A 21,737-nucleotide genomic window follows, 5' to 3' on the forward strand; every position below is an offset into this window, starting at 1 on the left:
GCTGCGCTGCGGCGTTGCCTCTTCCGGCAAATGGCCGCAAAGGGCCGTCAGGGTTCCGCGGACCTGCTTCATCTGCCCGATACACCTGCCGCGCCGCCGTCTGACCGGTTCTAGCTCAGACTACCGGTTGCCGTATGTGCAGCATGCTGCAAGTGCCGACCGAACGCGCTGAAAATCTCGGCCCAAAACCGCCGTTCAGTCTCTGGCCGACCGCTGTGGTGAAGCTTCACCAGACCCGTCATTCGTCCATCGCGCAACATTTTCGGAAGACGAATGTCGTTGATGCGGACAAAGCCGCGCTGACCTCAGATCAGGTACGTGCGTTAGATGCGTCGATTTCACTGGCCAGTTGGCGGCATTTCGCACCGGCCCACTCATGAGCGTCCGCGCCGAACAGCAACCGCCGGTCGGGCGCGTCGGACGATGCTTCGTTGACGATCAGCGCGGCCAGCTCTTCGGGGTCGTTGTCCTGCGCGCCGTTCGCCTGCGAAATGAAGCCCCGGAACGCGGTAACCGCCTCGGCGTAATCATCGATCTCGAGGTCGCCCTGACGCGCGGTGGAGGGATCGAGGAAGTTCGTGCGCATCATGCCCGGATCGACAATCAGGGATCGAATGCCGAGCGGCGCGATCTCTTCGGCAAGGCCCTCCATCCAGCCCTCAAGGGCAAACTTGGAGGCGGAGTAGATAGATCCGCCGGGGTTGGAGACCAAGCCGTTCACTGACGAGATTGTCACCACCAGACCCGACCGCTGGCGGCGCATCGTCGGCAGAACGGCACGGGCCACGTTCATCGCCCCGAAGACGTTAATCTCGAACTGTCGGCGCACATCGTCGTCGCGGATCGTCTCGAAAAAACCAAGCTGCGCGCGACCGGCATTGTTGACCAGCACGTCGATTTGTCCAAAGACCTTGACGACCGAGTCATGGGCCTCTGCCACAGCGGCAGCGTCTGTCACGTCAAGGGGCAGGGCGAGTAGCCTGTCTTCGGGCGCGGCGAGGCGCTCGGCCAGCCCGTCGACGGCCCGGCTGGTAGCCGCAACCTTGTCGCCCGCGCGCAATGCGTCCCGCGCTATGAGATACCCCAGCCCCTTGGCGGCGCCGGTGATGAACCACACTTTGTCAGTCATCCTGTCAGTCCTTTCATTGGTCGCCTCTCATATTAAGTGGTCTTTTTGTTTGACGATTAGACCCTTGAAAATTGTCGCGATCAGTAGCTTGTCTAATGAATGGACCCGCGCAGATTCTCAGACTTGATCACTTTCAGCCGCGTCGCGGAGACGCGAAGCTTCACTGCGGCGGCGCAGAGCCTCGGGGTGACCCAGTCTGCCGTCAGCCAGACAGTGAAGCGGCTTGAGGCGGACCTTGGCATCAGGTTGTTGTCACGCTCAACGCGCAGCCTGGCACCGACATCAGCGGGCGAGCAGCTGCTGGCCACCCTTGCGCCCAATGTCGCTGAGCTTGACGCGAAGCTCGCCGATCTCGAACGGCTGCGCGAAGAGCCGGGCGGGCAGCTCAGGGTGACCTGCGGCAAACACGCCGCGGATACACTTGTTTGGCCGGCCTTCTCCAGATTGCTGGCCGCGCATCCCGACATCGAGGGCGAGCTGAGTGTCGAGGACAGATACGTAGATATCGTCGCAGAGCGGTTCGATGTCGGGATACGGATGCGCGACAACCTGCAACTCGACATGGTTTCTGTCCCCGTCGGGCCCCCCCTGCGCTCGGTCGTTGTCGGCGCGCCGGGGTATCTTGATGCCTGCACAGCCCTGGATTCCCCGCGCGATCTCTCACGGCATCGCTGCATCGGGTTCCGGACCGCGGGCGGTATCCTGTCGCCTTGGTCCTTCGAAAGGGACGGCCGCACTGAGACGGTGAAGGTCACATCCTCGGTCGTCGTCAACGACGGTAACGCGTTGGTTGCGGCGGCCTGTGCGGGGATTGGACTGGCCTATGTGCTGGAGGAACTGGCCGCTCCGTTCTTGCGGGACGGGCGGCTTGTCGAGGTTCTCCGAAACTGGTCTCCACGGTTCGCAGGCTATCACGCCTACTACTCGAACCGACGCCATCCGCCCCCGGCGGTGAGGCTTTTCATCGACCTCTTGCGGCAGGAGATCTGAGCATCACCAGTGTTTTGGGTACAAGGAGCTTTACGGCTCACTCCGGCCCTCGCCGGCCCTTCAAACTCAGCTCGGCTGTCGCATCGCAGCACCTGCAAGCGGACATTGCCCGAGCCTAGAGTTTTCAGGAGAATATGACGCGCTGTCCGGACCAACCCCAGAGACAGCGCGTCAGGTGTTCAGCGGAACCTGGCTGCGTTCTCTGCAGCCGCGGCATCCGTGTCGCCCTGACCGAACGCCGACGGTCGCGGCTCCGGCAGTTGCAGAGCCTCTTGAACCCGCGGCATGGCGTCGATGCGGTCGAACCACGCTTGCAGGTTCGGCAATCCGTCGACGCGCACCGTGGCCCAGAAGTAGCTGCGCGCCCAAGGGTAGGTCGCAATATCGGCGATGGACATCGTATCACCTACCAGCCACTCGCGCCCTGCGAGCCGCGTATCCAGCACCTCCAGCAGGCGGCGGCTTTCGGTCACGTAGCGATCAATAGCGTAGGGCACCTCGTCACCATTCGGCTTGGCGATCCGCTGGAAGAACATCGCCTGGCCCATCATCGGGCCGATCCCGCCCATCTGGAACATCAGCCATTGCAGCGTCTCCGAGCGCTCCTTGGGGTCGTGGCTGAGGAGCCGATCGTATTTCTCGGCAAGATACCACAGGATCGCGCCGCTCTCGAAAACCGCGAAGTCACCCGCGCCGCGATCCACGATGGTCGGAATGCGCCCGTTTGGATTCAGGAGCAGGTAATCGGGCGCCTTCTGCTCCTTTTTGCCGAAATCAATCGGCACCAGTTCGTAGTCGATCTGCGCTTCGTGCAGGAAGATCAGGGGCTTCCAGCCGTTCATGGTGTTGGCGGTGTAGAGAACGATATCAGGCCGCGTCATTGCTGAGCTCCCCGAAGGTCATTGCGAGATGGGCGTCGAACCGGGCGAGGTCGGAGGCCACGTCGGGGTTCTTCATCACGTCGAAGGCCCCGACGGTCGGCAGCGGCGTCATGCCGAAGAACCTGGCGTTCAGATGGACGGGGCGGAGGAGATCATCCAGCGACATGCCCTCGAAGAACGGCTCTGCCGGGTCATCGAAGGCCTCAGACGGGGCGTTCAGCGTGGCCGAGATCATGTAACGTGTGCCTACCAGCTTGCCGCCCATGCCGTAATTCGCTTTCGGAGCCACGGAGCTGCGGCCGTCACCGTTGCTGAGCTGCCCGCCCATGCCGACCGTGTAGACCTCGTCCATGTACTTCTTGAACGACCACGGCACGCCCATCCAGTTTACCGGGAATTGCAGAAGGACCACATCCGCCCAGAGGTGGCTGTCCACCTCGGCCTGCACGTCGTATCCGGCCGCGACCGTGGTCAGGCGAACCTCGTGACCCTGCGCCTCAAATGTCGCCTTGGCGCGCTCCGCGAGCGTTTTGTTGAGTTTACCGGGGGCAAATTCATAAGGCTGCGCGCCGTTCAGGATGTGGATCTTGCTCATATCGTCTCTTCCGTTGCTCCGCCCGCTTGACTTCGGCGGGGTCCGGGATGAGATGACTGTGGTGGGAAGTAAAAACAACCAGTATACTTTTGGTAACCTAATCCAGCGCGGACCAGCGGAGCTTAAAACGATGGATGCAAAGATCGAAGTAGACGGTGCCGGCCGACGGAGCGCGGCCAATGCCTGCACCGAACCCTGCGCCATCGAGCGTGGGATGCGGATCATCGGAGGGAAATGGACTGGCTCCATACTCTGGCACGTCAAGGATGGGCCGGTGCGGTTCAACGACCTCGCCCGGATGATCGGCGGCGCGTCGAAGAAGATGATCACGGAACGCTTGCGGCAACTCGAAGACCAGGGGCTGGTCAGGCGTGAAGTCTGCGACACCGCCCCGATCACCGTCGTCTACGAAATTACTGATTTCGGGCGCACTGCCCTGGGTTTCCTGGATGAACTGCGCAAGTGGAGTGAGGGCCTGCCGAAGAGTTTGACCGCTGAAACGCGATAGCCTGTCGAGAGCGCGACCGGCCCAGACTTGCCATTTAGGCATCGTTCACCGGATGGCTGCTTCGACATCAATTCGGACTAGGAGCATAACGCCATCCCTACGGGCCTTCACACAGTCCAGAAGGCCATTGTCAGCGCTTCGAGATTGCAGGCAAAAGCGACGAGATCGAGGGTTACCGCTCGGGTGTGACGAGGATGAACGGGCTTTTTGTTTCCGCTGAGGCAGCCTGAATGAAAGCACGGCCGCTAACTTGGCCGTCGACGAGAGCCCGTGCTAACGACTGCTGCTGACCAAGGTTGTTCACTGCGCAGGCAAACCCTTCAGCGATCCGGGCTAGGCGTCCAGCCGCGTCCCGGCGCAGGGAGATCGAGGCGGTCAAATCCTTTTCTGATGCGGCTACCAAACGAGCCAGCGAATCCGGGTTCAGTTGATTTAGGCACCTGAGGTTGTCGTCCAAGTAGTATGCTGCATAATCGCTCGCATGGCCCAAATCCTCTGAAATGAAGAGCGTTCGAAGCTCGGCCTCTTCGCAGAGCCATTTTGCAGAGCTCAGGGTCCAGATCAAATCCAATCGCGCTCTTGGAAGGGAGGTCGCCTCACCTGGGTTCATTGCCTCCCGCAGTAAGTCAGAAAGTGTGCTCACATGAGTGGAAAGTTCTCTTTGCAAAGTGGTTGCAAGGCCGCGATGATCGGTTCTCGTAGCTGCACTATCAAGGTCCTTGAGCGCTGCGCGAATTTCGCTGAAGAGACGACGGAGTTCGGCCTCCTGTATCAACTTGCCAATCTCGCGAACTTCCTCCCGCAGAGTTCCCAGATGGTTCTCGATGGCGTTCAATCTCATATTGATGATCGCGAAGCCGGCAACTGACACGCCAATCCCGATCCCGGTGAGAGCCATGTTGGCGAATTGCAGGTTTTCCAGAAGTGCCATGCCTTCCTGCAATTTGTTGAGGGAGGATTTGATCTGTTCGTTTTGCACAATTCCGACGACGCCCAGAGGCGAAAACCCGGATTGTGCGGCGGCTCCGCCAGCTTGAATCAAAGCTGAGACGAAGCCCTGTGTCTGCTGTACATGTCCTAAAATCTGGCCTGACGAGACATCTTTTATGATCGCGCCAACCAATTGAGCCTGACCAGAGGAAACGAGTGCTTCGAGGCCGGGAGGGATGGCGTAGAGGAGAGGCATCAGGCCGTTTCGATCTTTGTTTCGAGGCTGCGCAGTGTAAACGCTTGCAGATCGGTCACGAGACAACGCGCGCCCGAGGCAAGCCCGTAGCCCAATGCGGCAGTGCGGGCGCGGCTTTGCAGGCGGGTCGTTAGATAGGCGCGATTTCGGTTGCTGAGCCGGTCGACCACTTTGCTGCCGGTAAGGGTGGCCACCGCGAGGCCGGCTCCTCCGACTGCGAAGAGAGGTAAAGAAAGCGTGGGGCTGCTTAATAAGAAAAAGGAAGTTGTCGTCACCGTCGCGAACGAGATCACAGAGGGAATAGCGGCAAGAGAAGCGCCGAGAACACTGACCCTGGCGAGCGCGGGTAGCGCAGCTCGCAAAGCAGCTTGACTGGTGCCTTTCTCGGACAGCGATGCGGCGAGCGCATCGATTTCTCCTTCGAGATCCGCCTCGACACGATGAGCAACTTTCTGTGCCCAAGGTCCGAAGAGTTCCTTCCAAAGCGACTCGGGTGAAATCTGCGCCTTGCTCGCAGCGAACGAGGACATCGAGGTAATGGCGTTTTCAATGTCCGCCATGAGGTCGGGAAGAGCGTCTTCAACGTATTCGGTAACCCGTTCAAAGCGCGCCTGCTTCCATCGGATCACTTCAAGTTCGACAATCGGATCGAGAGTGGATGAGGGGTCAGTTTTTGTTGTCACGGACACTGTCATTCTAGCTGTGTGGAGACCACATCGCGTGGCCACCAGCACATTTGCATACTGCATTGGAAGTCAATCGCCAACTAGCTCTTCTAAGAAAAATTCCCCGCACTATCGGGTGCTATGGCGGTCGGAATGGGGAATGGTTCCCAAGATGATGGGAAAGGAAAATTCAACTCGGCAAGGCCGCTTTCCGGTTTGGGCTTGGGATGGACGTCGCTAGCCCACTCCGGACATTGGCGTCCGGCGCAGCGAAAGCCCGCTTCCCGCCCTTCGTGCCGCCCGAGAGCAACATGTTTCGCGGGGGGGAAAGGCCGCCATGTGTGGGTGCAGTGGTATGCGGGGCGTGGCTCGACAGGCGACCATGGGGCTGGGAGAGAGCCAACGAGATCTACACTGCAGCCAACCACGTTTCGGGCGTCACGTAGATCGCGCTGCCCTCCGTCCCGATCATGATCTCTCCATCCTGGATATTGATTTGGAGCTTCATCGCGCGCTTAGCCAGCTTTTCCAGTGCGGCTGTATCCTCCGCCGGAAAATTGACGATCGTCAGGTTCGAGAAGCGGGTGACTCCACCCTTGATCTTCTCCCACCAAAGGTCAGCCGCGCGTCCTCCATAAGGATAGACGATCACCTTCCCAGCCTTACTGCAGGACTGCCGCAGGACCTTCTCGCTCGGAAGCCCGAGCGCAACCCAGGCTTCGATCTCGCCGCTCAGACTCTTTTGCCAGAGATCGGGCTCGTCATCCGTCGACAGACCCTTGGTCATTTCCAGGTGCTCATGAGCGTTAAGAGCGAAGGCAGCGATACGAAGCATCAAACGCTCGTCGGTTTCCGAGGGGTGCTTGGCCACGGTCAGCTTGTGCGTCTCGTAGTAGTGACGATCCATGTCCGAGACCGACAATTCGACTTTATAGATGGTGGCATTCTGCGCCATTTGCTTCTCAACTCTTCCAGGGACCGCGCTGCCTACCGCGTGCGGAGCACCTTGGGAAGCGGACACCGCTTCCTCCAGGCTACAGACGTCATCATCAGTCCGGCGCAGCAAGGCGGGGTAGGTGACATCTACGCGGGCGGGGTTACTCATCGCTCTGATGCAGGTGAAAGGAAAGGATCAGCCCAGAGCCGCCCCTCGCGCGCGGCGCAGCATGACGTCACGCACTGGCATCAAGGGCAGGAAATTGCAGTTCGCCGCGCGTACGAGCACGCCGTCGCCTCAAAACCGAAGCGGACTTTCCGTAAGGATCATCTCGCTGAGCCTTACGTGATCCATACAGACGGGCGGGAACCGGCCGTTCGCTACGGACATCATGAACGGCCGCAATACGAGACAAGCGATGCGCTCACTCATGTAGGGAGCTTGCTTCAGGCTCGGTGGTTCGACATATCGAGCGGCTTCGAAACGACCAAAGTTTTTTTGACGCGGGAGTGACGCAGCTGGAAGGTTTGAAGATGACAGGCTGGTCTCCAGCAAACCTTCCGCAGCGATTCTTCGAAATGCAGATATAAGGTCTCGGCTGACACCTTGGCGGGGCTGACGACACCGGAGGTGTGCATCGTACAAGCCTCGAATCCGCCGCTTCGGTCACAAGGGTTCGCGCAATCACCTGCGGGCATAAACTCTGGTGAGGCGGGGCATGGGCGTTTTCTTTTGGCTGCGCGCCGGGTCACGCCGAAGTGTCCGGGATTCAGGCGCGTCCCGGCTGGTAGGCCGCGCTCCACTGGCGAGGAGAAGTGCCGTACATGCGCTTGAATTCCCTGCTGAATTGCGATGGGCTGACATAGCCCACATCCATCGCCGCCTCTGAGACCGTCATCCCGGCAGAGATCTTCATCGCTGCGTGGTTCAGCCGCATCGCCTTGGCGAACTGAATCGGGGACATGGTGGTTGCCTCCTTGAAGCGACGGTGAAAAACGGCGCGGCTCATGCCCGCACGGGTGGCCATGTCGTCGATCGAGACAGCATCGTGCAAATGGTTGGTCAGATGCCAAATGGCCCGCGCGATGCCATTGCCTGGCGCAAAGGCCTGCCGGGCAAAGGCCCCGGCGTCGCCCTTCAGGATCGCATAATGCAACTCGCGCAGGCGGGCTTCTCCCAAAATGGCCAGGTCTGTCGAGTCCTCCAGCTGAACCAGTCGCAAGAGCGCCTCGGCAAACCCGTCATCCCATGGAGAGAGACGGATGCCTCGAGCCTCGGCCACCGATCCTGCCGCTGTCGCATGCCCCATCTCCATCGTCAGCTCCGTCATCAGTCGCGTGTCCAGCGCGATGTAGACGCCCATCAGCGGATTGTCCGGCGCGGCCGTCGGGGTGCCCGCCTCAACAGGCATGGACAGGGGGCAGATCAGGTAATCGCGGTGGTCGTAGACATGGTGATACCCGTCCAGAACGGCCTCTTTCGCTCCGCTGACGATGGCGATCACACAAGGCTCATAAACCGCCGGGATACAAGGCACGGCCTCGGTTGCGCGGAACAGCTGCACACCGCGGACCCCCGTCTGCACAAGGCCGTCCTCGGGCATGCGGCCTTCGATTGTGTGTCGGAGGGTCGTCTTCGTCATGCGGGCAGCGTTCTCTCAAAAATAGGGTCGCGCAATAGGATCGATACAATCAGGCAAGTCTTCAAGAGTATCTCGGCTGTTTTGAACCGGCTTTGAGATTTATTTCTCCCCCAACGCTGACACAGCAGAAACTGAAGGACAAGACGATGGCCGACACGACATTTGGACCCAAGGGCTGGACACCGGAGCGTCTCGGGGATCTCAGCGGCAAGACCTATCTGATCACCGGGGGCAACGCGGGTGCCGGGTATCAGGCGACACGATTTCTGCTGACCAAGGGCGCGAAAGTGGTGATGCTTAACCGCAGCGCCGAGCGGTCGAAGGCCGCAGTGGAGACGCTGCGCGCGGAATACGGACCGCAGGCGGAGGTCGATTTTATCCGCATGGACTTGTCGGATCTCTCCAGTGTGCGCGAGGCCGCCGCTCGGGTTCTGGCGGATGTACCGCGCATCGACGCGCTGATCCAGAATGCTGCTATCGCGCAGGTGCCAACGCGCCAGCTGACCAAGGATGGGTTCGAAAGCCAGCTTGGCACCAATCACTACGGGCATTTCCTGCTCGCCGGGCTGCTGTTCGACCGCATCGAAGCGTCGGCGGGCCGGATCGTCGTGGTGGCCAGCCTTGGCTACAACATGGGCCTGAAGACCATCAAGTTTGACGACATGAACTGGGACAGCGGCTATGGCGCGAACACCGCCTACAGCCAGTCGAAACTTGCGCAGATGATGTTCGCCTACGAATTGCAGGACCGTCTGGCGGTAGCAGGGAAAACCTCGGTCGAGGTGTTTGTCTGCCATCCCGGTTCATCCGCGACCTCGCTGATCAACACCAGCGGCGGCGCGTTGTCGAAGCTGATCTTCAAGATCATGACCCTCACCCCGATGGTACAGTCAGCCGAGAAAGGCGCCTATCCCGAGGTGATGTGCGCGACTGAAGACGGCCTGCAGCAACGCGCGCTTTACGGGCCGACCGGCCGCATGGAATTTGTAGGCCCCGTCGGTAGGGGAACGTTGAACCCCCACGCCTATGACAAGGCGGTCATGACCCAGCTCTGGAACGTTTCCGAGACGGTCACGGGTTTCACCTGGTCACTTTGAGGCGCCTTGCACTCACCGGGACGCCATGTCTCACCAAGAACGGAGAGCGCGATGAACCCACTCAAGACTGCAACCGACTGGGCCCGGACCGAGATGCTCTCAAACAGCGCCTTCATCCTGATAGGGATAGCCTTTCTGGCCAACTGCTTCAGCCTATGGCACATGTGCCGCACCGAGATGGCCCGCTCCTTTGTCTGGCCGATGGGCGTGGCAGGCGTGTTGCTGCTGATCCTCGGGGGCGGCTTGCTGTTTGGCACGTGGTCCAGCCTGTCGGGCTTTGCCGAAGCGGCAACTCACGTGCAAAGCTTTGTCACGTCAGAGCATGCCCGGATCGATCAGACGCGCGCGGGCTATGCCACCGCCGTCTTCAAGGTGATGCCCCTGATGGTGGCAGCGGCGGCGCTGGGGATCGTGTTCTTCGACGGTCCGCTCTGGCGAGCGTCGTTTATCACGGCCGCCGCTTTTCTGAGCGTGGTGATGGTGGTGGACAGCATGGCCGATGCGCGCCTCGGTCACTACCGGGCGCAGTTGGCGCAGGGGTGACGGCCCGTCCCGTAGAGCGCGGGCCGGGGGCGTTCAGACCTCGATCACCACCTTGCCCAGGGCGGCGCCACATTTCAGTCGGGCGTAGGCCTCGCCCACCTGGTTCAGTGTGAACCGTTGGTCATCCAGCAGCGGCTTGACCGCGCCCGCATCCACCAACGCGGCCAGTTGGGCAAGGATCTCGCCATGCTCGGCGCGACGCACGTTGTGCAGCATCGGCAGCAGCATGAAGACGATGTGCAGAGACAGGCCCTTGAAATGCGCGGGGCTTAGGTCGATTTCCGACAGCGCCACGGTTGTGACCACATGCGCATTCAGCCCGGCCGCCGCAAAAGAATTGGTCATGTTCGCGCCGCCGACGGTATCGAACACCACGTCAAAGCCGGCTCCGCCGGTCTGCGAAGCGACGTAGTCGTCGATTTGTGTGATCTTGAAGTCGATGGCCGCCGCACCGAAGCCCTCGATCACGTGCATCTGCCCGGCTCCGGTGCCTGTGGCAGAAACCCATGCCCCAAGGTGGCGGGCGATCTGCACTGCCAAATGGCCGACGCCGCCCGCGCCGCCCTGCACCAGAACGGACTGGCCATCCGTGACGCCTGCCCGGTGAAGCCCTTCCCAAGCGGTGATGCCCACCAGCGGCAGGGCGGCGGCCTCTCGCATCGACAGGCTTTGCGGCTTCTTCGCGATCAGCCGAGCATCGGCCAGCATGTATTCTGCCAGCGCGCCCTTCAGGTCAGCCAGCCCACCGGCGCAACCGTAAACCTCGTCACCCACGGCAAAGCCGGTCACATCGGCGCCGACCTCTTCGATCACCCCGGCGAAATCCATGCCGAGCACGGCAGGCAACGCGGGGGAAAGCGGGAGGTCGGTGCCCATATCCTTGATCATCGTGTCGATGGTGTTCACGCTGGTCGCCTTGATGCGGACGATCACGTGGCCGGGGGCGGCTGTGGGGCGCGGGGTTTCGGTTTCGGTAAAGACAGCGTCGGGACCGTAGGTGTTCAGGGTCATGGTTTTCATGGGAATGTCCTCAGTTGACTTGGGAGAGAAGCGCGTCGATCTGGCCGGCGATCTGCGCCGTGGTGGCCGCGTCGTAGCGCGGGGCAAGCCGTCGTGCGTCGTTGTCGTAGTAGCGCCCGGTTGCTGCGGCGAATTCTGCCGACAGCGCGGCGCGGGTCAGGATGTCGACGCCGATGTTCAGATCATTGCCGGAAGTGCCAAAGCCTTCGCGCACCATGCGCGTCGCCAAAAGCGAGCCGGGGTTGACCGCCAGCGACACTGGCCCCTCCGGGTGCGCGTCGCCAAAGGCCTGGTTCCACAGTGTGATGGCCAGCTTGCTCTGGGCGTAGGCCTCCATGTCTTGCAGGGGCGTGTCGCCGGCAAGCGCACGCGGCTCGACCGAGGCCTGTGCCGCTGAAGACAGGTGAATGATCCGCCCGTCCTGCGGGATCACCGGCAAGAGTCTCTGCGCCAGCAGCGCCGAGGCCAGCGTGTTCACCGCAAAGCGCACGTCGAATGCGCCTGCACGCGGTTGCCCGGTCTTGAATACGCCCGCGTTGTTGATCAGCGCGTCGATCTGCGCATGGCCCTTCGCCACGCGATTCGCCAAACCCGCGACCTGCGCGAGGTCGGACAGGTCCGCGACTTCGGTCGAGACCTCATCCCCTGTGCGGCGCAGGTCGTCGGCCACAACCGAAAGCTTGGCCGCGTCTCGCCCGTGCACGATCAGGCGGTGACCCTGTTCGGTCAGCGCCTGCGCGGTGGCAAGGCCAAGGCCCTGCGTCGCGCCGGTTATCAGAATGGTCTTCATGAGTGATCCTTTCAGGAGAACTGCGGCAGGACCTCCCGCGCGAGACGGTCCAGCGTTTCGTCGATCGGCGCCCGGTTGAAGCGCAGGTTTAGGGCAACATGGTTCACGCCGATCCCTTCAAGCTGCTCAAGATGGGCGGTCAGCCAGCGTGCCCCCGCCCGGACCCCAAGGTGGATGTGGTGGGCCCCCTCATCGGGATCGTCCGACAGGTCGACGTACAACGGCTGCAAAACGGGTTTCCCGGGCTGCCCAAGCGCCTCCAGGCGGTTCCGCCAGTCCTGAAGCACCCGACTCTGCGCTTGGCCAGGGCGGGGATACGTCATCCAACCGTCGCCATTCTGTGCGATCCAATCGGGCGACTGGCCGCTGGAGCCGGTGACCAGCAGCGGCAAGCGCGTGCCATGCGGTTTGGGCAGCATGTCCATGCCCCCTTCGATGCGCCCAAAGGCAGTGTCGGCGCGCGGCGCGGGTCTGCCCATGGCCCGAATGTAGTCGACCGCCGCCTGAAACGCCGCGCCGCGCCGGTCGAAATCGGCGGCCATGGCCGGATACTCCTCCGGGCGATCCCCCGAGGCCACGCCAAGGATCAGGCGCCCGCCGGACAGCTGGTCGACCGAGGCCGCCGCCTTGGCCACATGCGCGGGATGGCGCAGCGGCAGAACGATGGACGCCACGCCAAGCGCGATTTCGCTGGTCTGTCCCGCAAGGTAGCCAAGGTATGTAAACGGGTCATAGAGCTGACCCGCATCGCCAAAGCTCGGCACGTCAAACGGCACATCTCGTAGCCAGACCGCACGAAAACCAAGCGTCTCGGCCCGCTGGATCCGCGCCAGATGGCCAATCATGTCTGGCACCGGACTATCCGGATAGGCGGTGATCGGGACCACGAGACCAAGGCTCAACCGCCCGGCCTGAAAGGTGCCGTCGTAGCCCCTGTTGATTTGCGGAAAGCTGTCCAAGTGGTCTCGCATGTCTGGCTCCTTCCCCCAAGTTTAGGCGGACAGGCCCGGCAGCACCTGCTTGCCGATCACACGCCCGCTTTCCTGCCGTTCATGCGCGGCGGCGAGGGTCTCGGCCGTCAGCACATCGGCGCGTTCGGTCACGGTAGAGATCAGCTCGCCCGCATCCAGCATCGCCGACACACGGTTCAGCAGATCGCGCTGCGCCTCCATATCGGTGCCGAACATCGACCGGGTGAACATGAACTCCCAGCTGAGAGTCAGCGCCTTGGGCTTGGCGGGCGCGATGTCGAGCCCCTGCGGGTCGTCGATCAGGGCAATGTGGCCGCGCGGGGCGATCAGCTCGATGATGGCGGGCCAGTGTTGGTCGGTGGCGGTCAGGGCGGACACGTAGTCCGGCACCACTGCCAGGTCGCGCAATTGCGCGGCCATGTCGCCGCGATGGTCGATCACGTGATCCGCGCCCATCCGGCGCACCCACTCCTGCGTCTCTGGGCGCGAGGCGGTGGCGATCACGGTCAACCCGGTCAGCCGCTTGGCCAGCTGGATCAGGATCGAGCCGACACCACCCGCGCCGCCGATGACCAGCAGGTTCTGGCCCCCGCCTGCGCCTTCGGAGAGGCGGAAGCTGTTGAACAGCATTTCCCAAGCCGTGATTGCGGTCAGCGGGAGGCCTGCGGCTTCGGTGAAATCCAGCGAGGCCGGTTTGCGCCCGACGATGCGTTCATCCACCGCGTGGAATTCGGCGTTGGTCCCGGGGCGGGTGACGTCGCCGGCGTAGAAAACCTGGTCGCCGACCTTGTAGCCCGTCACCTCTGGTCCGGTTTCGACTACCACACCTGCGGCGTCGAAGCCAAGGATGCCAAGCCCTTCTGGTGCCCGGTTCGCACGAAGCTTCACGTCGACCGGGTTGACCGAGATCCCCCTGACTTCGACCAGAAGGTCACGCGGGTGCAGCTCGGGGCGGTCGGCCTCTTGCGCGGTCAATACAGTGGCGGCGCCGGCCTGGGTGTATCCAATGGCTTTCATGTCGATTGTCCTTTGCAACTTGCTTGAAGACAGAGATGCACCTTTGAATTTCAGAAAAAACGGATCATATCGGAGTTCAGTTTTCCGGTTTTCAGGATAATCAGCATGGAGATTGAGACCCTGCGTTTGTTCGTGGCGGCGGCAGAGCGGCTGAACATCAGCGCTGCCGGGCGCAGCCTTGGCCTAGCGCCTGCCATGGCCAGCGCGCGGTTGGCGAAGCTGGAACATGAGTTGGGCGCAGAGCTGCTGCACCGCACCACGCGCAAGGTGTCGCTGTCGCAGGAAGGGGCCGCCTTTCTGCCCTACGCGCGCGAGATCCTTGCGCAGTCAGAGGCCGCGCGCGCTGCCCTTGGCCTGAATGCGGAGCGCCCCACGGGCACGCTGCGCTTTGCCGCGCCGAGCAGCTTTGCCCAATTGCACATCATGTCGCTTTTGCCCGCTTTTCATGTGGAATACCCCGACATCACGCTGGATCTGCGGCTGTCCGACACTCGCATGGATCTGATCGAAGGCAGCTTTGACCTGGCCCTGCGTAGCGCCCCTTTGCAGGACAGTAGCTTGCGGGGGCGCAAACTTGGCGACGACACGCGGGTGCTTTGCGCCGCGCCAGAATATCTTGGACGACGCGGCACGCCCAAGACGCCAGAAGATCTGGACGGCCACGATATGCTGTCCTGGGGCAATGCGGCCCCGCGCGAACTGCTTGCCGGGACCCGCCGCTTCACGCTCGATCCGGCCCGCATGACCTGCCGCACGATCCTCGATGACGGAACGGCACAGCGCATTGCAACACTGGCGGGCGGCGGGGTCTCGATCAACTCGCTCTGGAGCGTTGCGCACGAGATTCGCGCCGGACGGTTGGTGCATCTGTTGCCCGACTGGCGGCTTGCAGATGCGTCGGTGCTGTGGCTGATTTATCCCCGGTCCAATGTCTTGACGCCTAAGGTGCGAGTGTTCATGGACTTTCTGCTGGCACGGCTGACACCAGCGCCTTGGCTGCCGTGATGGCGGCCCGACCATGCAGGGGCCATGACTGGGTCAGTTCCTCGACGATCAGCAACAGCGTCACCTCATGACCTGCCAGCCCGGTCGCATCCGCTGTCCGCTGAGCGACCTCCTGTTTGTGATCCTCCAACAGCTGCCGAAGCGGCTGGTTGGTAGGGTCGGAGCCCACGGGCATGAAATAGGCAGCCATCGGTTGCCTCGGTCCGAATCCATGAGGCAACGCGATCCACTAGGTGTTCGAGCCCGCGGTTGAAAAAGGGGGGCGTGGCAGGCTGATTCGGCGAACGAAGGGTGACATGAACACCAAGCTACATGCCGTCACGGACGCGTACGGCCAACCAATCAAGTTCTTTATGACAGCCTTCCAGGTGAGCGACTACACCGGCGCGGCAGCCCTGCTGAGCAGCCTGCCCGGTGCAGAATGGCTGTTGGCCGATCGGGACCATGACTCCGACTGGTATCGGGAAGCCTCGCAGGACAAAAGGAACCAAGCCCTGCATCCCGGGCCGGAAGTCCCGAGGCAAGCCCGCCGAATACGACAAGCGCCGCAACCGTCTTGAGATCATGTTCGGCAAGCTTAAGGATTGGCGCCGCGTTGCGACCCGCTACGACAGGTGCCCACAAGTCTATCTGTCCGCCGCAACTGTCATCTTCTGGATTTGAGGCATAACGAGTCTGGGACCTATTGACCGTTTGCGGCCAAGAGTTAAGCCGCTCCTGGGGGCGCGTGTATGAACCCCGCCGCAGCTGTGCCATATGACCAGCTTAGCGTGACAATCCGAGTTCCTTGAGTACGGCATTGAGAAACTGCCCGTCATCCAACCCTGCTAGCGCAGTGCTGCGACCAAACGTTTCCAGAGCCCAGATCGTCAGGAGCCTCCGCATGACGGCTGCGGGTGCGTCCATTCCATGGGTGGCCAGGTCGAGCAGGAGGAGCTGATAGGCTTGGTCGAGGCTTCTCGTGGGCCCGGCACCGCCGCGTGATCGCGAGCTGATGTGCGGTGATATCGTGGGCTTGAGCAGCTTGTAGACGGCGTCCTTAGCTTCCGCGGTCCATGCTTCGCCCCGCTCCGACACGTCGGCGCAGATCGCGAGATTGGCGATTTCGGTGGCGCTCAGCCAAGTTCCGAAAAGGTATTTGCCACCTAACTCTGACATAAGTGTCTCTCCAGGTTCGCACTTCTTCCACACAGGTAGAACAGGGGCCGCCTCTAGTCTGAGACGGCGTTTCCCATGATCTTTCGAATGTTTCCCGACATGGCTGACTCCCGCTAGATGAAGAGGCCTGTGACCGGGCCAAGAGGCTCAGTCGGCCCATCGATCCGAGCCGTACTCGACTCTGGCAAATCAGGTGCCACTGGTCGTCCGCCCGACACGATTTGGTTGCGCCAAGCCTTCCGATGTCGCGTGAGCAGATCCTGCGCGGCATCAAGAGCTTCTCTCCGCGTTGCCTGCGGATCAGGTGACGCAACCGGCACAGCCCTTAGCCGACCAAGGCGATACCAGCGCGACATTGTCCGCAACCAGCCTGTCCCGAGGTCGAAATCGTACCGGAAGCCCAGCACAGGAGACGTCGTCACCCATGGGTCTGAAATCTCGGGGTGGCCGCTCACGTCGCCGTCGGCCCGGATGGCATCACCGTCGCGCCAGACAAGGAACCAGTTGTCGATCATCGGGGCGCCTTCGATGTCACCTGAGCTCGGCCCGGCCTCGGCCTGCTCGATAGCGGACAACAAGTCCTCACAGCTCATGTATCGCATTCTTCAGGCCTCCTTGTTCCATGGCAGCCGGTCGCGACCCAGGATGGCGCATAGCATCGTGATCTGGACAAACGGATCACGATTGATCCCGTCAACGCCGAGGCGATCAATAGGGCCAATGCGGCGCCCCCCAGAGCACCAGGGATATGAAGGTGCTGCCCAGCAGGACACTTCCCAGCAATATGCCCAGACCAAGGCGCTTGTGTCTCCGCAGAAGGATGCCGCTTTCCTCGCCCAGGATGGCGAGGTCTGCCTCGAGCTTCGCTTGCCGCCTTTCCGCCGCAACGAACCTCCGGCCGGTAACCTGCATGACGCCCCCGATCCGATTTGCCTCAGCCGCCACCTCCTTGCGGAAGGCCGTCATCTGCCGTTCGAGCTCAGCCTGCATCTCTGCCAGCTCTGCCTCCGTCTTCCGGATCGTATCGTTTCGTCTGTCACGAAGCTCCTTGATCCGGGCGTCCAGCTCTCGGGTCATGGTTCGATCCCCTTCTCTGGCCGGTGGTGCGGATCGCGCCCGGCCGGGGGCTGATCCTCCACCAGGTCGCTCAACTCAGCCTCGGCCGCAGCCGGTTTCAGTTGGCGCTTGATCAGCTCCCAGCAGCGGGAGACGATCTGCAGGATGCGATCCAGGGAGCTCGCGATATCCAGCTCTCCGACCCGACGCTTCAGGCGTTCATCGTGGATGGTCCAGCCTTCCCCCGTTGGCGCCGGCACGACTTCACCGGTCAGCACGCCGATCATCATCTTGCGGGCCAGCTCGCAGGCCTCGCGCACCCCGTCCCGTCGATAGGAATCGGCCTGAGAGTGGACCTCTTCCATCTTGCGCTCGGCGTCGAGCCGCAGCTGCCGGGCCTTGTGCTTGGTGTCGCGGAGGTAGGCGTCGGCCACGGCGGTATCTTCCTCGGCCTTCTTCCGGGCACGGTTTTCCAGCCTTCTTGCCTCCGCCTCCGCAGTGGCCAGCCTGGCCACTGCCGCCTCCCGATCGCGACGGGCCGCCTCGAGCAGGGCGTCGATTTCGGTCGATGCGCTCTGCCGCTTCGCCTCTGCCTCAGCGTCCAGGAGGGCGGCCTGTTCCAGCTGCTCCGCCAGCCGGGCGGTGATTTCCTCCTCCGTGGCCGAGAGCTCTTCCTCGTGGATCGCCAGCGCCGAGACGCGATCTTCCATCTCCCGCAGCAGCAGCGCATCCTGCTCCGCAGCCGCCTTGCGCGCGCGCCACTCCGCCCGGGACAGCCTTTCCCGCTTCGGACCCAGCCGGGTCAGGGCAGCTGCGATGCCGACCTCGCGGTGGTACTCGTCCTGAATCTCTCGCGCCCGGGCCTTGTAGGCCTTGTTCCCGAGTTTCACCGCGGCCTTCGCGTCGTGACCGGCCTCCCGGGCAGCGGCTTCCGCCTCTGTCTTCGCGGCCCAGGCGGGGTTCAGATCGCGGGCCGAGCAGGTGGGATCATCCGTCGGCAGGACGAAGGCGTGCAGATGCGGGTGCTCTTCGTCGAGGTGCTCGACCACGCCCATCAGCTTGTCGCCGAACATCCGCTGGAAATGGGCGAGGTTGTACTCGACCCATGTTTCGTATTTCCGCCGGGCCTCCGCGTCGGCCTCGACCTGGTTGGACAGGAGCGGATGCGAGGCCACGCAGGTCAGCAGGGTGTGTCGGTCCTTGCGGATGCCGCGCTCCTTGGTCGAGCCATCGGCCAGTGTCACGGAAATCCGCCCAGTCTCCACCATCGCATCATGGCGCTCCTTGATCCGCGCCGGGTGCAGACCCGCGACGACGCGCGGCGAACGAGGGGAGGGGACGTGGGTGGAAAACCGGGGGACACGGGCCGCTTCGGCCAGGACCTGCTCGACCGATTGGCCGGCGGGGTTGGCCTTGCGCGAAAAGCTCTGGAGGTGGAAGAACTGGGGGCCGCTCATGCTGCGACCTCCGTTCCCCGGGAAACGCAATATGGACCGACTACTGTGTTGGCAAGCAACACGTCGGGCAAGGCGCTGCGCCCCTGCACCCAGCCATGCGGCTGCGCCGCCGATCCGTCCCGGATCGATGCCGCCCATGGCGGCTGCAAAAGCCCTTCTCCGCCAGCCATGGGGGTGGCGCGTCGGCAGGCTTTTGCGGGGTGTCCCGGGAGCGCGGGCTGCACCGGCGCGGCGTTCGTTGGCCAGCCGGGGGCCGGGATCATGCCGGGTCTGGTCATCGCAGGAACCCCGCTGCCTGCGCCTCTTCCCGCGTGATCAGCCCGCGTTTCACGGCCTGGAAAACCCTGTCCTCGGGCAGGTGCCGATACATCCAGTCCTTCCGCTCGCGGATCGCTTCGGCGGCGTCGCTGAGCTGCCTCTCGGCGATCTCTTTCGGCCTGTGCGCCTCGGCCCTGGCCGCCTCGACGAAGGGCCGCCATTTCCCCAGCCTGAACCAGTTGTCCGAGAAGCTGACCTTCGATCGGGTGTGCCCGGCCGAGTGCAGGGCATAGGTCTTCACCGCCGTCAACAGCTCGGCTGCCGTCACCTCGGACAGCGCATCCCGGGCCAGCCTGAGCGAAGTCGGCCGGTCTCGTCGCCGATCCTTGGGATAGGCCTCCCAGATCTTCCCCAAATCCTCCTCCCCCGGCTCCTGCGCGCGCGTAGGAGGTTTAGGGGTTGTTTTAGGATTGTTTGGGGTCCCCTGAGGACCCGGTACCCCGTCCTCAGGGGACCCGGTACCGGGGTCAGGACGCACCCCGTCCTCTGAGGACCCCGTCTGCGTGGGGGTCCTTGCCGGGGCCCCAATCAGCTCCAACTGCGCCACGACATCCATGTCGATCCGGTAGACGACGGTGAAGCCGTTCTTGCAGGGCCGTTGCTGCCCGGTCTGGACCAGGATGCCCTCGCGGAGGAACTCAGAGATGGTCCGCTTGACGCTGGTCTCGCTCAGCTCCGTGTGGCGCTGGACGAACCCCTTGGAACACCAGATGCCCGAGCCGTCATCGCTGGCCTTGTTGGCCAGGAACATGATGATCTGCTTGCGGACGGCACTGCCGAAACGGCGCTCATGGCAATGGGCCTCTACGACGTAGCTCATGGCCGGTCCTCCGTGAGGCTTGCGCCAGTGGCGGAGGGGGCGTAGGTTTTTCGTGTCGAAAGACTTTCTTTGTTGTCGGGTGGAGTGCCAGCTCCCCCGGCAATTTCATTTGGGGCTCCGGGGGCGTCCGGACGGTTCGTCAGGCCCTGAATTTCGTCAATGAAATCAAAGGGGCTGTTGTGGGGGTTCGCCAGCGTAACCCCTTGATTTGCAACAACGCGCAGACTCCTGCACGGCTCACCACTGTCTCCTCGATACAACGCAAGGCACCCGGCCTTGATCAACCGCCCGATGTCCCTGTCGGGTCGGATCGGTCGCCGCTTTGGTGCGGTTTCAGCGCGTGGCCAAATCGATACGCCCCGCGCGCTTTGGTGCAGCGAATCCCCTGAAATAAAAGAAAAAACCCGGCATGACGCGCATGCCGGGTTCAACAGTCATTCGGGCCCGTGGTAGGGGACCGGCCCGACAGCCGGGGCTCAGTCGGTGGCCCCGGTATAGCTGCGCAGGGCGGCTTCGGTGCCCTCGGCCCAGATCAGGCCAAGCCAGCGCGCAAAGGCCTGCGAGAATCGCGGATCGCGGGCCAGGTCGCCGTAGATGTGCGACTGGTCCAGCCAGGCCTGCGGGTGTTCGCGGGCGGCCTGGGCGACTTCGGTCAGTTCGGCCCAATACGGGTCGTTCGCCTCGATCGCCGTGCCATCCTCGCGCAGGCCGGCGCACATGCGCGCCCAGAGCGCCTCGACCAGGGCCAGCCCGGCAATCGGGCCGTCGGCGGCCAGGGCATCGCGCAGGATCGGCAGGACAAAGCCCGTGTGGCGCGACGAGCCGTCAAAGGCCACGCGCCGGGTGGTGTCGCGGATCGCCGGGTTGGAAAACCGCGTCTCGATCAGGGCGACGTAATCGCCGGGCTGCATGTCGGGCACCGGGGCGACATAGGGCGCGATTTCCTCGCGTTCGACCTTGCGGAACAGCGACGACACCAGCGGATGGGCCATGCAATCGGCAATCGTCTCGACCGACAGCAGCTCTCCGGCATTGGCCAGCACCTGGTGCCCGGCGTTGAGGATGCGGATCTTCATCGTCTCGTAGGCATGCACGTCGGACGTGAAGGTGGCCCCGGCGCGGTCCCAATCGGGGCGGCCGGCGCAGAAATTGTCCTCGATCACCCATTGGCGGAAGTTCTCGTGGGTGACGGGCGCGGCATCGTCGATGCCGATCCCGGCAACCAGGGCCAGTTCCTTGGGTCCGGTGGCCGGCACGATGCAATCGACCATCGAATCGGGGAAGGAGCAATTGGCGTCGATCCAGTCGGCCAGCTCGCGGTCGGTCAGCCGGGCCAGCGACACCACGGTCTGGCGCAGGATCGCCCCGTTGCCCTGCAGGTTGTCGCAGCATTGGCCGGTGAAGGGCCCGTGGCCGGCGTCGCGGCGCAGTCGGAGCGCGGCGATCATCGCGCCGAAGGCCGTGCGCGGGCGGTCGGGATGGGCCGCGTCGTGCTGGATGTCGGGATGGCCAGCGTCGAACCCGCCGGTCACCGGGTCAAGGTAATAGCCGCCCTCGGTCACCGTCAGGGCCACGATGCGGATCGCCGGATCGGCCATGGCCGCGATCAGCGGGCCGTTGCCTTCCTCGATGGGCAGGTAGCCGATCATCGCGCCGGTGACCTCGGCCGAGGTGCCGGCGGGGTCGAGCTCGATCAGGGTGGTCAGGCAATCCTGGGCCACCAGCCGGTCGCGCATGGCGCTGTCATAGGGCCGGACCCCGGCGCCGAGGATGGCCCAGTCCTGCGCCAGCCCGTCCTGCATCAGCCGGTGCAGGTACCAGGCCTGGTGGGCGCGGTGGAAATTGCCCAGCCCGATATGGACGATGCCGGGGGTCAGGGCCGTGCGGTCATAGCGCGGGCGGGCCACCGTGTCGGGCAGCTGGGCCAGCGTGTCGTTGGACAATTGCATCCC

At 63.0% G+C, this 21,737-nt stretch carries 23 protein-coding genes and 1 pseudogene; 6 read left to right on the plus strand and 18 right to left on the minus strand.

Translation table 11 applies throughout. From position 1 onward, the window contains the following. Positions 1 to 310: 310 nt before the first annotated feature. A complete protein-coding gene (locus tag ACK3BB_RS04275) occupies positions 311 to 1,129 on the minus strand; it encodes an SDR family oxidoreductase (protein ID WP_428927494.1) in 819 nt (272 codons plus the stop codon). Positions 1,130 to 1,252: 123 nt separating this feature from the next. Between ACK3BB_RS04275 and ACK3BB_RS04280 the strand changes: the two genes are divergently transcribed. Continuing rightward, on the plus strand, positions 1,253 to 2,119 hold the full coding sequence (locus ACK3BB_RS04280; protein ID WP_428927495.1) for a LysR family transcriptional regulator: 867 nt from the start codon (positions 1,253 to 1,255) through the stop codon (positions 2,117 to 2,119). A 179-nt stretch (positions 2,120 to 2,298) separates the two neighbouring features. On the opposite strand, the gene ACK3BB_RS04285 is transcribed toward ACK3BB_RS04280, so the two are convergent. Together ACK3BB_RS04285 and ACK3BB_RS04290 are read right to left on the minus strand one after the other, a co-directional pair. Then, positions 2,299 to 3,000, minus strand: coding sequence for a glutathione S-transferase family protein (locus ACK3BB_RS04285; protein ID WP_428927496.1), 702 nt, complete (start codon positions 2,998 to 3,000; stop codon positions 2,299 to 2,301). Continuing rightward, positions 2,987 to 3,595 carry an NAD(P)H-dependent oxidoreductase gene (locus ACK3BB_RS04290; RefSeq protein WP_428927497.1) on the minus strand — a complete coding sequence of 203 codons (609 nt, stop codon included), beginning with the start codon at positions 3,593 to 3,595 and terminating at the stop codon, positions 2,987 to 2,989. Before ACK3BB_RS04290 ends, ACK3BB_RS04285 begins: the two co-directional genes overlap by 14 nt. Before the next feature lie 130 nt (positions 3,596 to 3,725). Here ACK3BB_RS04290 and ACK3BB_RS04295 point away from each other — a divergent pair, with 130 nt between their 5' ends. Next, positions 3,726 to 4,103: a winged helix-turn-helix transcriptional regulator gene (locus tag ACK3BB_RS04295; protein WP_428927498.1), complete on the plus strand. Its 378-nt coding sequence runs from the start codon at positions 3,726 to 3,728 to the stop codon at positions 4,101 to 4,103. 172 nt (positions 4,104 to 4,275) lie between these two features. Here the strand turns inward: ACK3BB_RS04295 and ACK3BB_RS04300 are convergent, their stop codons facing one another. From ACK3BB_RS04300 to ACK3BB_RS04315, 4 genes are all read right to left on the minus strand, one after another. Further along, on the minus strand, positions 4,276 to 5,289 hold the full coding sequence (locus ACK3BB_RS04300; RefSeq protein WP_428927499.1) for a hypothetical protein: 1,014 nt from the start codon (positions 5,287 to 5,289) through the stop codon (positions 4,276 to 4,278). After that, entirely contained in the window at positions 5,289 to 5,972 is a 684-nt protein-coding gene (locus ACK3BB_RS04305) for a hypothetical protein (RefSeq protein WP_428927500.1), read from the minus strand. The genes ACK3BB_RS04300 and ACK3BB_RS04305 overlap by 1 nt, the downstream gene beginning before the upstream one ends. Before the next feature lie 391 nt (positions 5,973 to 6,363). Further along, positions 6,364 to 6,909, minus strand: a complete 546-nt coding sequence (locus ACK3BB_RS04310; RefSeq protein ID WP_428928681.1) for a YaeQ family protein — start codon at positions 6,907 to 6,909, stop codon at positions 6,364 to 6,366. 751 nt (positions 6,910 to 7,660) lie between these two features. Further along, a complete protein-coding gene (locus ACK3BB_RS04315) occupies positions 7,661 to 8,533 on the minus strand; it encodes an AraC family transcriptional regulator (protein ID WP_428927501.1) in 873 nt (290 codons plus the stop codon). Positions 8,534 to 8,679: 146 nt separating this feature from the next. On the opposite strand from ACK3BB_RS04315, the gene ACK3BB_RS04320 reads away from it, so the two are divergent. Together ACK3BB_RS04320 and ACK3BB_RS04325 are read left to right on the plus strand one after the other, a co-directional pair. Further along, the gene (locus ACK3BB_RS04320; protein ID WP_428927502.1) at positions 8,680 to 9,630 is read left to right on the plus strand and encodes an SDR family oxidoreductase; all 951 of its coding nucleotides are present in this window, start codon (positions 8,680 to 8,682) and stop codon (positions 9,628 to 9,630) included. Between the two features lie 51 nt (positions 9,631 to 9,681). After that, positions 9,682 to 10,173, plus strand: coding sequence for a hypothetical protein (locus ACK3BB_RS04325; RefSeq protein ID WP_428927503.1), 492 nt, complete (start codon positions 9,682 to 9,684; stop codon positions 10,171 to 10,173). 33 nt (positions 10,174 to 10,206) lie between these two features. Here the strand turns inward: ACK3BB_RS04325 and ACK3BB_RS04330 are convergent, their stop codons facing one another. The 4 genes from ACK3BB_RS04330 to ACK3BB_RS04345 are packed head-to-tail and all read right to left on the minus strand — an operon-like array spanning position 10,207 to position 13,971. Next, positions 10,207 to 11,193 (minus strand): zinc-dependent alcohol dehydrogenase family protein, encoded by a 987-nt coding sequence (locus tag ACK3BB_RS04330; protein WP_428927504.1) that lies wholly within the window; start codon positions 11,191 to 11,193, stop codon positions 10,207 to 10,209. 10 nt (positions 11,194 to 11,203) lie between these two features. Beyond that, positions 11,204 to 11,983: an SDR family NAD(P)-dependent oxidoreductase gene (locus tag ACK3BB_RS04335; RefSeq protein ID WP_428927505.1), complete on the minus strand. Its 780-nt coding sequence runs from the start codon at positions 11,981 to 11,983 to the stop codon at positions 11,204 to 11,206. 11 nt (positions 11,984 to 11,994) lie between these two features. Next, the gene (locus ACK3BB_RS04340) at positions 11,995 to 12,954 is read right to left on the minus strand and encodes an LLM class oxidoreductase (protein ID WP_428927506.1); all 960 of its coding nucleotides are present in this window, start codon (positions 12,952 to 12,954) and stop codon (positions 11,995 to 11,997) included. Between the two features lie 21 nt (positions 12,955 to 12,975). Then, complete coding sequence (locus ACK3BB_RS04345; protein WP_428927507.1) at positions 12,976 to 13,971, minus strand: zinc-binding alcohol dehydrogenase family protein; 996 nt, start codon at positions 13,969 to 13,971, stop codon at positions 12,976 to 12,978. A gap of 105 nt (positions 13,972 to 14,076) precedes the next feature. Between ACK3BB_RS04345 and ACK3BB_RS04350 the strand changes: the two genes are divergently transcribed. Next, positions 14,077 to 14,976 (plus strand): LysR substrate-binding domain-containing protein, encoded by a 900-nt coding sequence (locus tag ACK3BB_RS04350; protein WP_428927508.1) that lies wholly within the window; start codon positions 14,077 to 14,079, stop codon positions 14,974 to 14,976. Here the strand turns inward: ACK3BB_RS04350 and ACK3BB_RS04355 are convergent. After that, entirely contained in the window at positions 14,927 to 15,166 is a 240-nt protein-coding gene (locus tag ACK3BB_RS04355; protein WP_428927509.1) for a hypothetical protein, read from the minus strand. The two genes, ACK3BB_RS04350 and ACK3BB_RS04355, sit on opposite strands and share 50 nt — an antisense overlap. 58 nt (positions 15,167 to 15,224) lie before the next feature. Here ACK3BB_RS04355 and ACK3BB_RS04360 point away from each other — a divergent pair. After that, a pseudogene (locus ACK3BB_RS04360) lies at positions 15,225 to 15,639 on the plus strand (IS5 family transposase); the annotation flags it as partial. 102 nt (positions 15,640 to 15,741) lie between these two features. Here the strand turns inward: ACK3BB_RS04360 and ACK3BB_RS04365 are convergent. The 6 genes from ACK3BB_RS04365 to ACK3BB_RS04390 all read right to left on the minus strand — a co-directional run bounded on the left by ACK3BB_RS04365 (position 15,742) and on the right by ACK3BB_RS04390 (position 21,734). Further along, entirely contained in the window at positions 15,742 to 16,134 is a 393-nt protein-coding gene (locus ACK3BB_RS04365) for a hypothetical protein (RefSeq protein ID WP_428927510.1), read from the minus strand. 113 nt (positions 16,135 to 16,247) lie between these two features. Beyond that, the gene (locus tag ACK3BB_RS04370) at positions 16,248 to 16,736 is read right to left on the minus strand and encodes a DUF6634 family protein (RefSeq protein ID WP_428927511.1); all 489 of its coding nucleotides are present in this window, start codon (positions 16,734 to 16,736) and stop codon (positions 16,248 to 16,250) included. A gap of 106 nt (positions 16,737 to 16,842) precedes the next feature. Continuing rightward, a complete protein-coding gene (locus tag ACK3BB_RS04375; protein WP_428927512.1) occupies positions 16,843 to 17,211 on the minus strand; it encodes a hypothetical protein in 369 nt (122 codons plus the stop codon). Then, positions 17,208 to 18,647: a plasmid recombination protein gene (locus ACK3BB_RS04380; RefSeq protein WP_428927513.1), complete on the minus strand. Its 1,440-nt coding sequence runs from the start codon at positions 18,645 to 18,647 to the stop codon at positions 17,208 to 17,210. The genes ACK3BB_RS04375 and ACK3BB_RS04380 overlap by 4 nt, the downstream gene beginning before the upstream one ends. Positions 18,648 to 18,921: 274 nt before the next feature. Beyond that, entirely contained in the window at positions 18,922 to 19,785 is an 864-nt protein-coding gene (locus ACK3BB_RS04385) for a hypothetical protein (protein ID WP_428927514.1), read from the minus strand. 476 nt (positions 19,786 to 20,261) lie between these two features. Beyond that, complete coding sequence (locus ACK3BB_RS04390; protein ID WP_428927515.1) at positions 20,262 to 21,734, minus strand: mannitol dehydrogenase family protein; 1,473 nt, start codon at positions 21,732 to 21,734, stop codon at positions 20,262 to 20,264. Positions 21,735 to 21,737 lie beyond the last annotated feature (3 nt).

The sequence above is a fragment of the Marinibacterium sp. SX1 genome (genome assembly GCF_050389775.1).
GTDB lineage: Bacteria > Pseudomonadota > Alphaproteobacteria > Rhodobacterales > Rhodobacteraceae > Marinibacterium.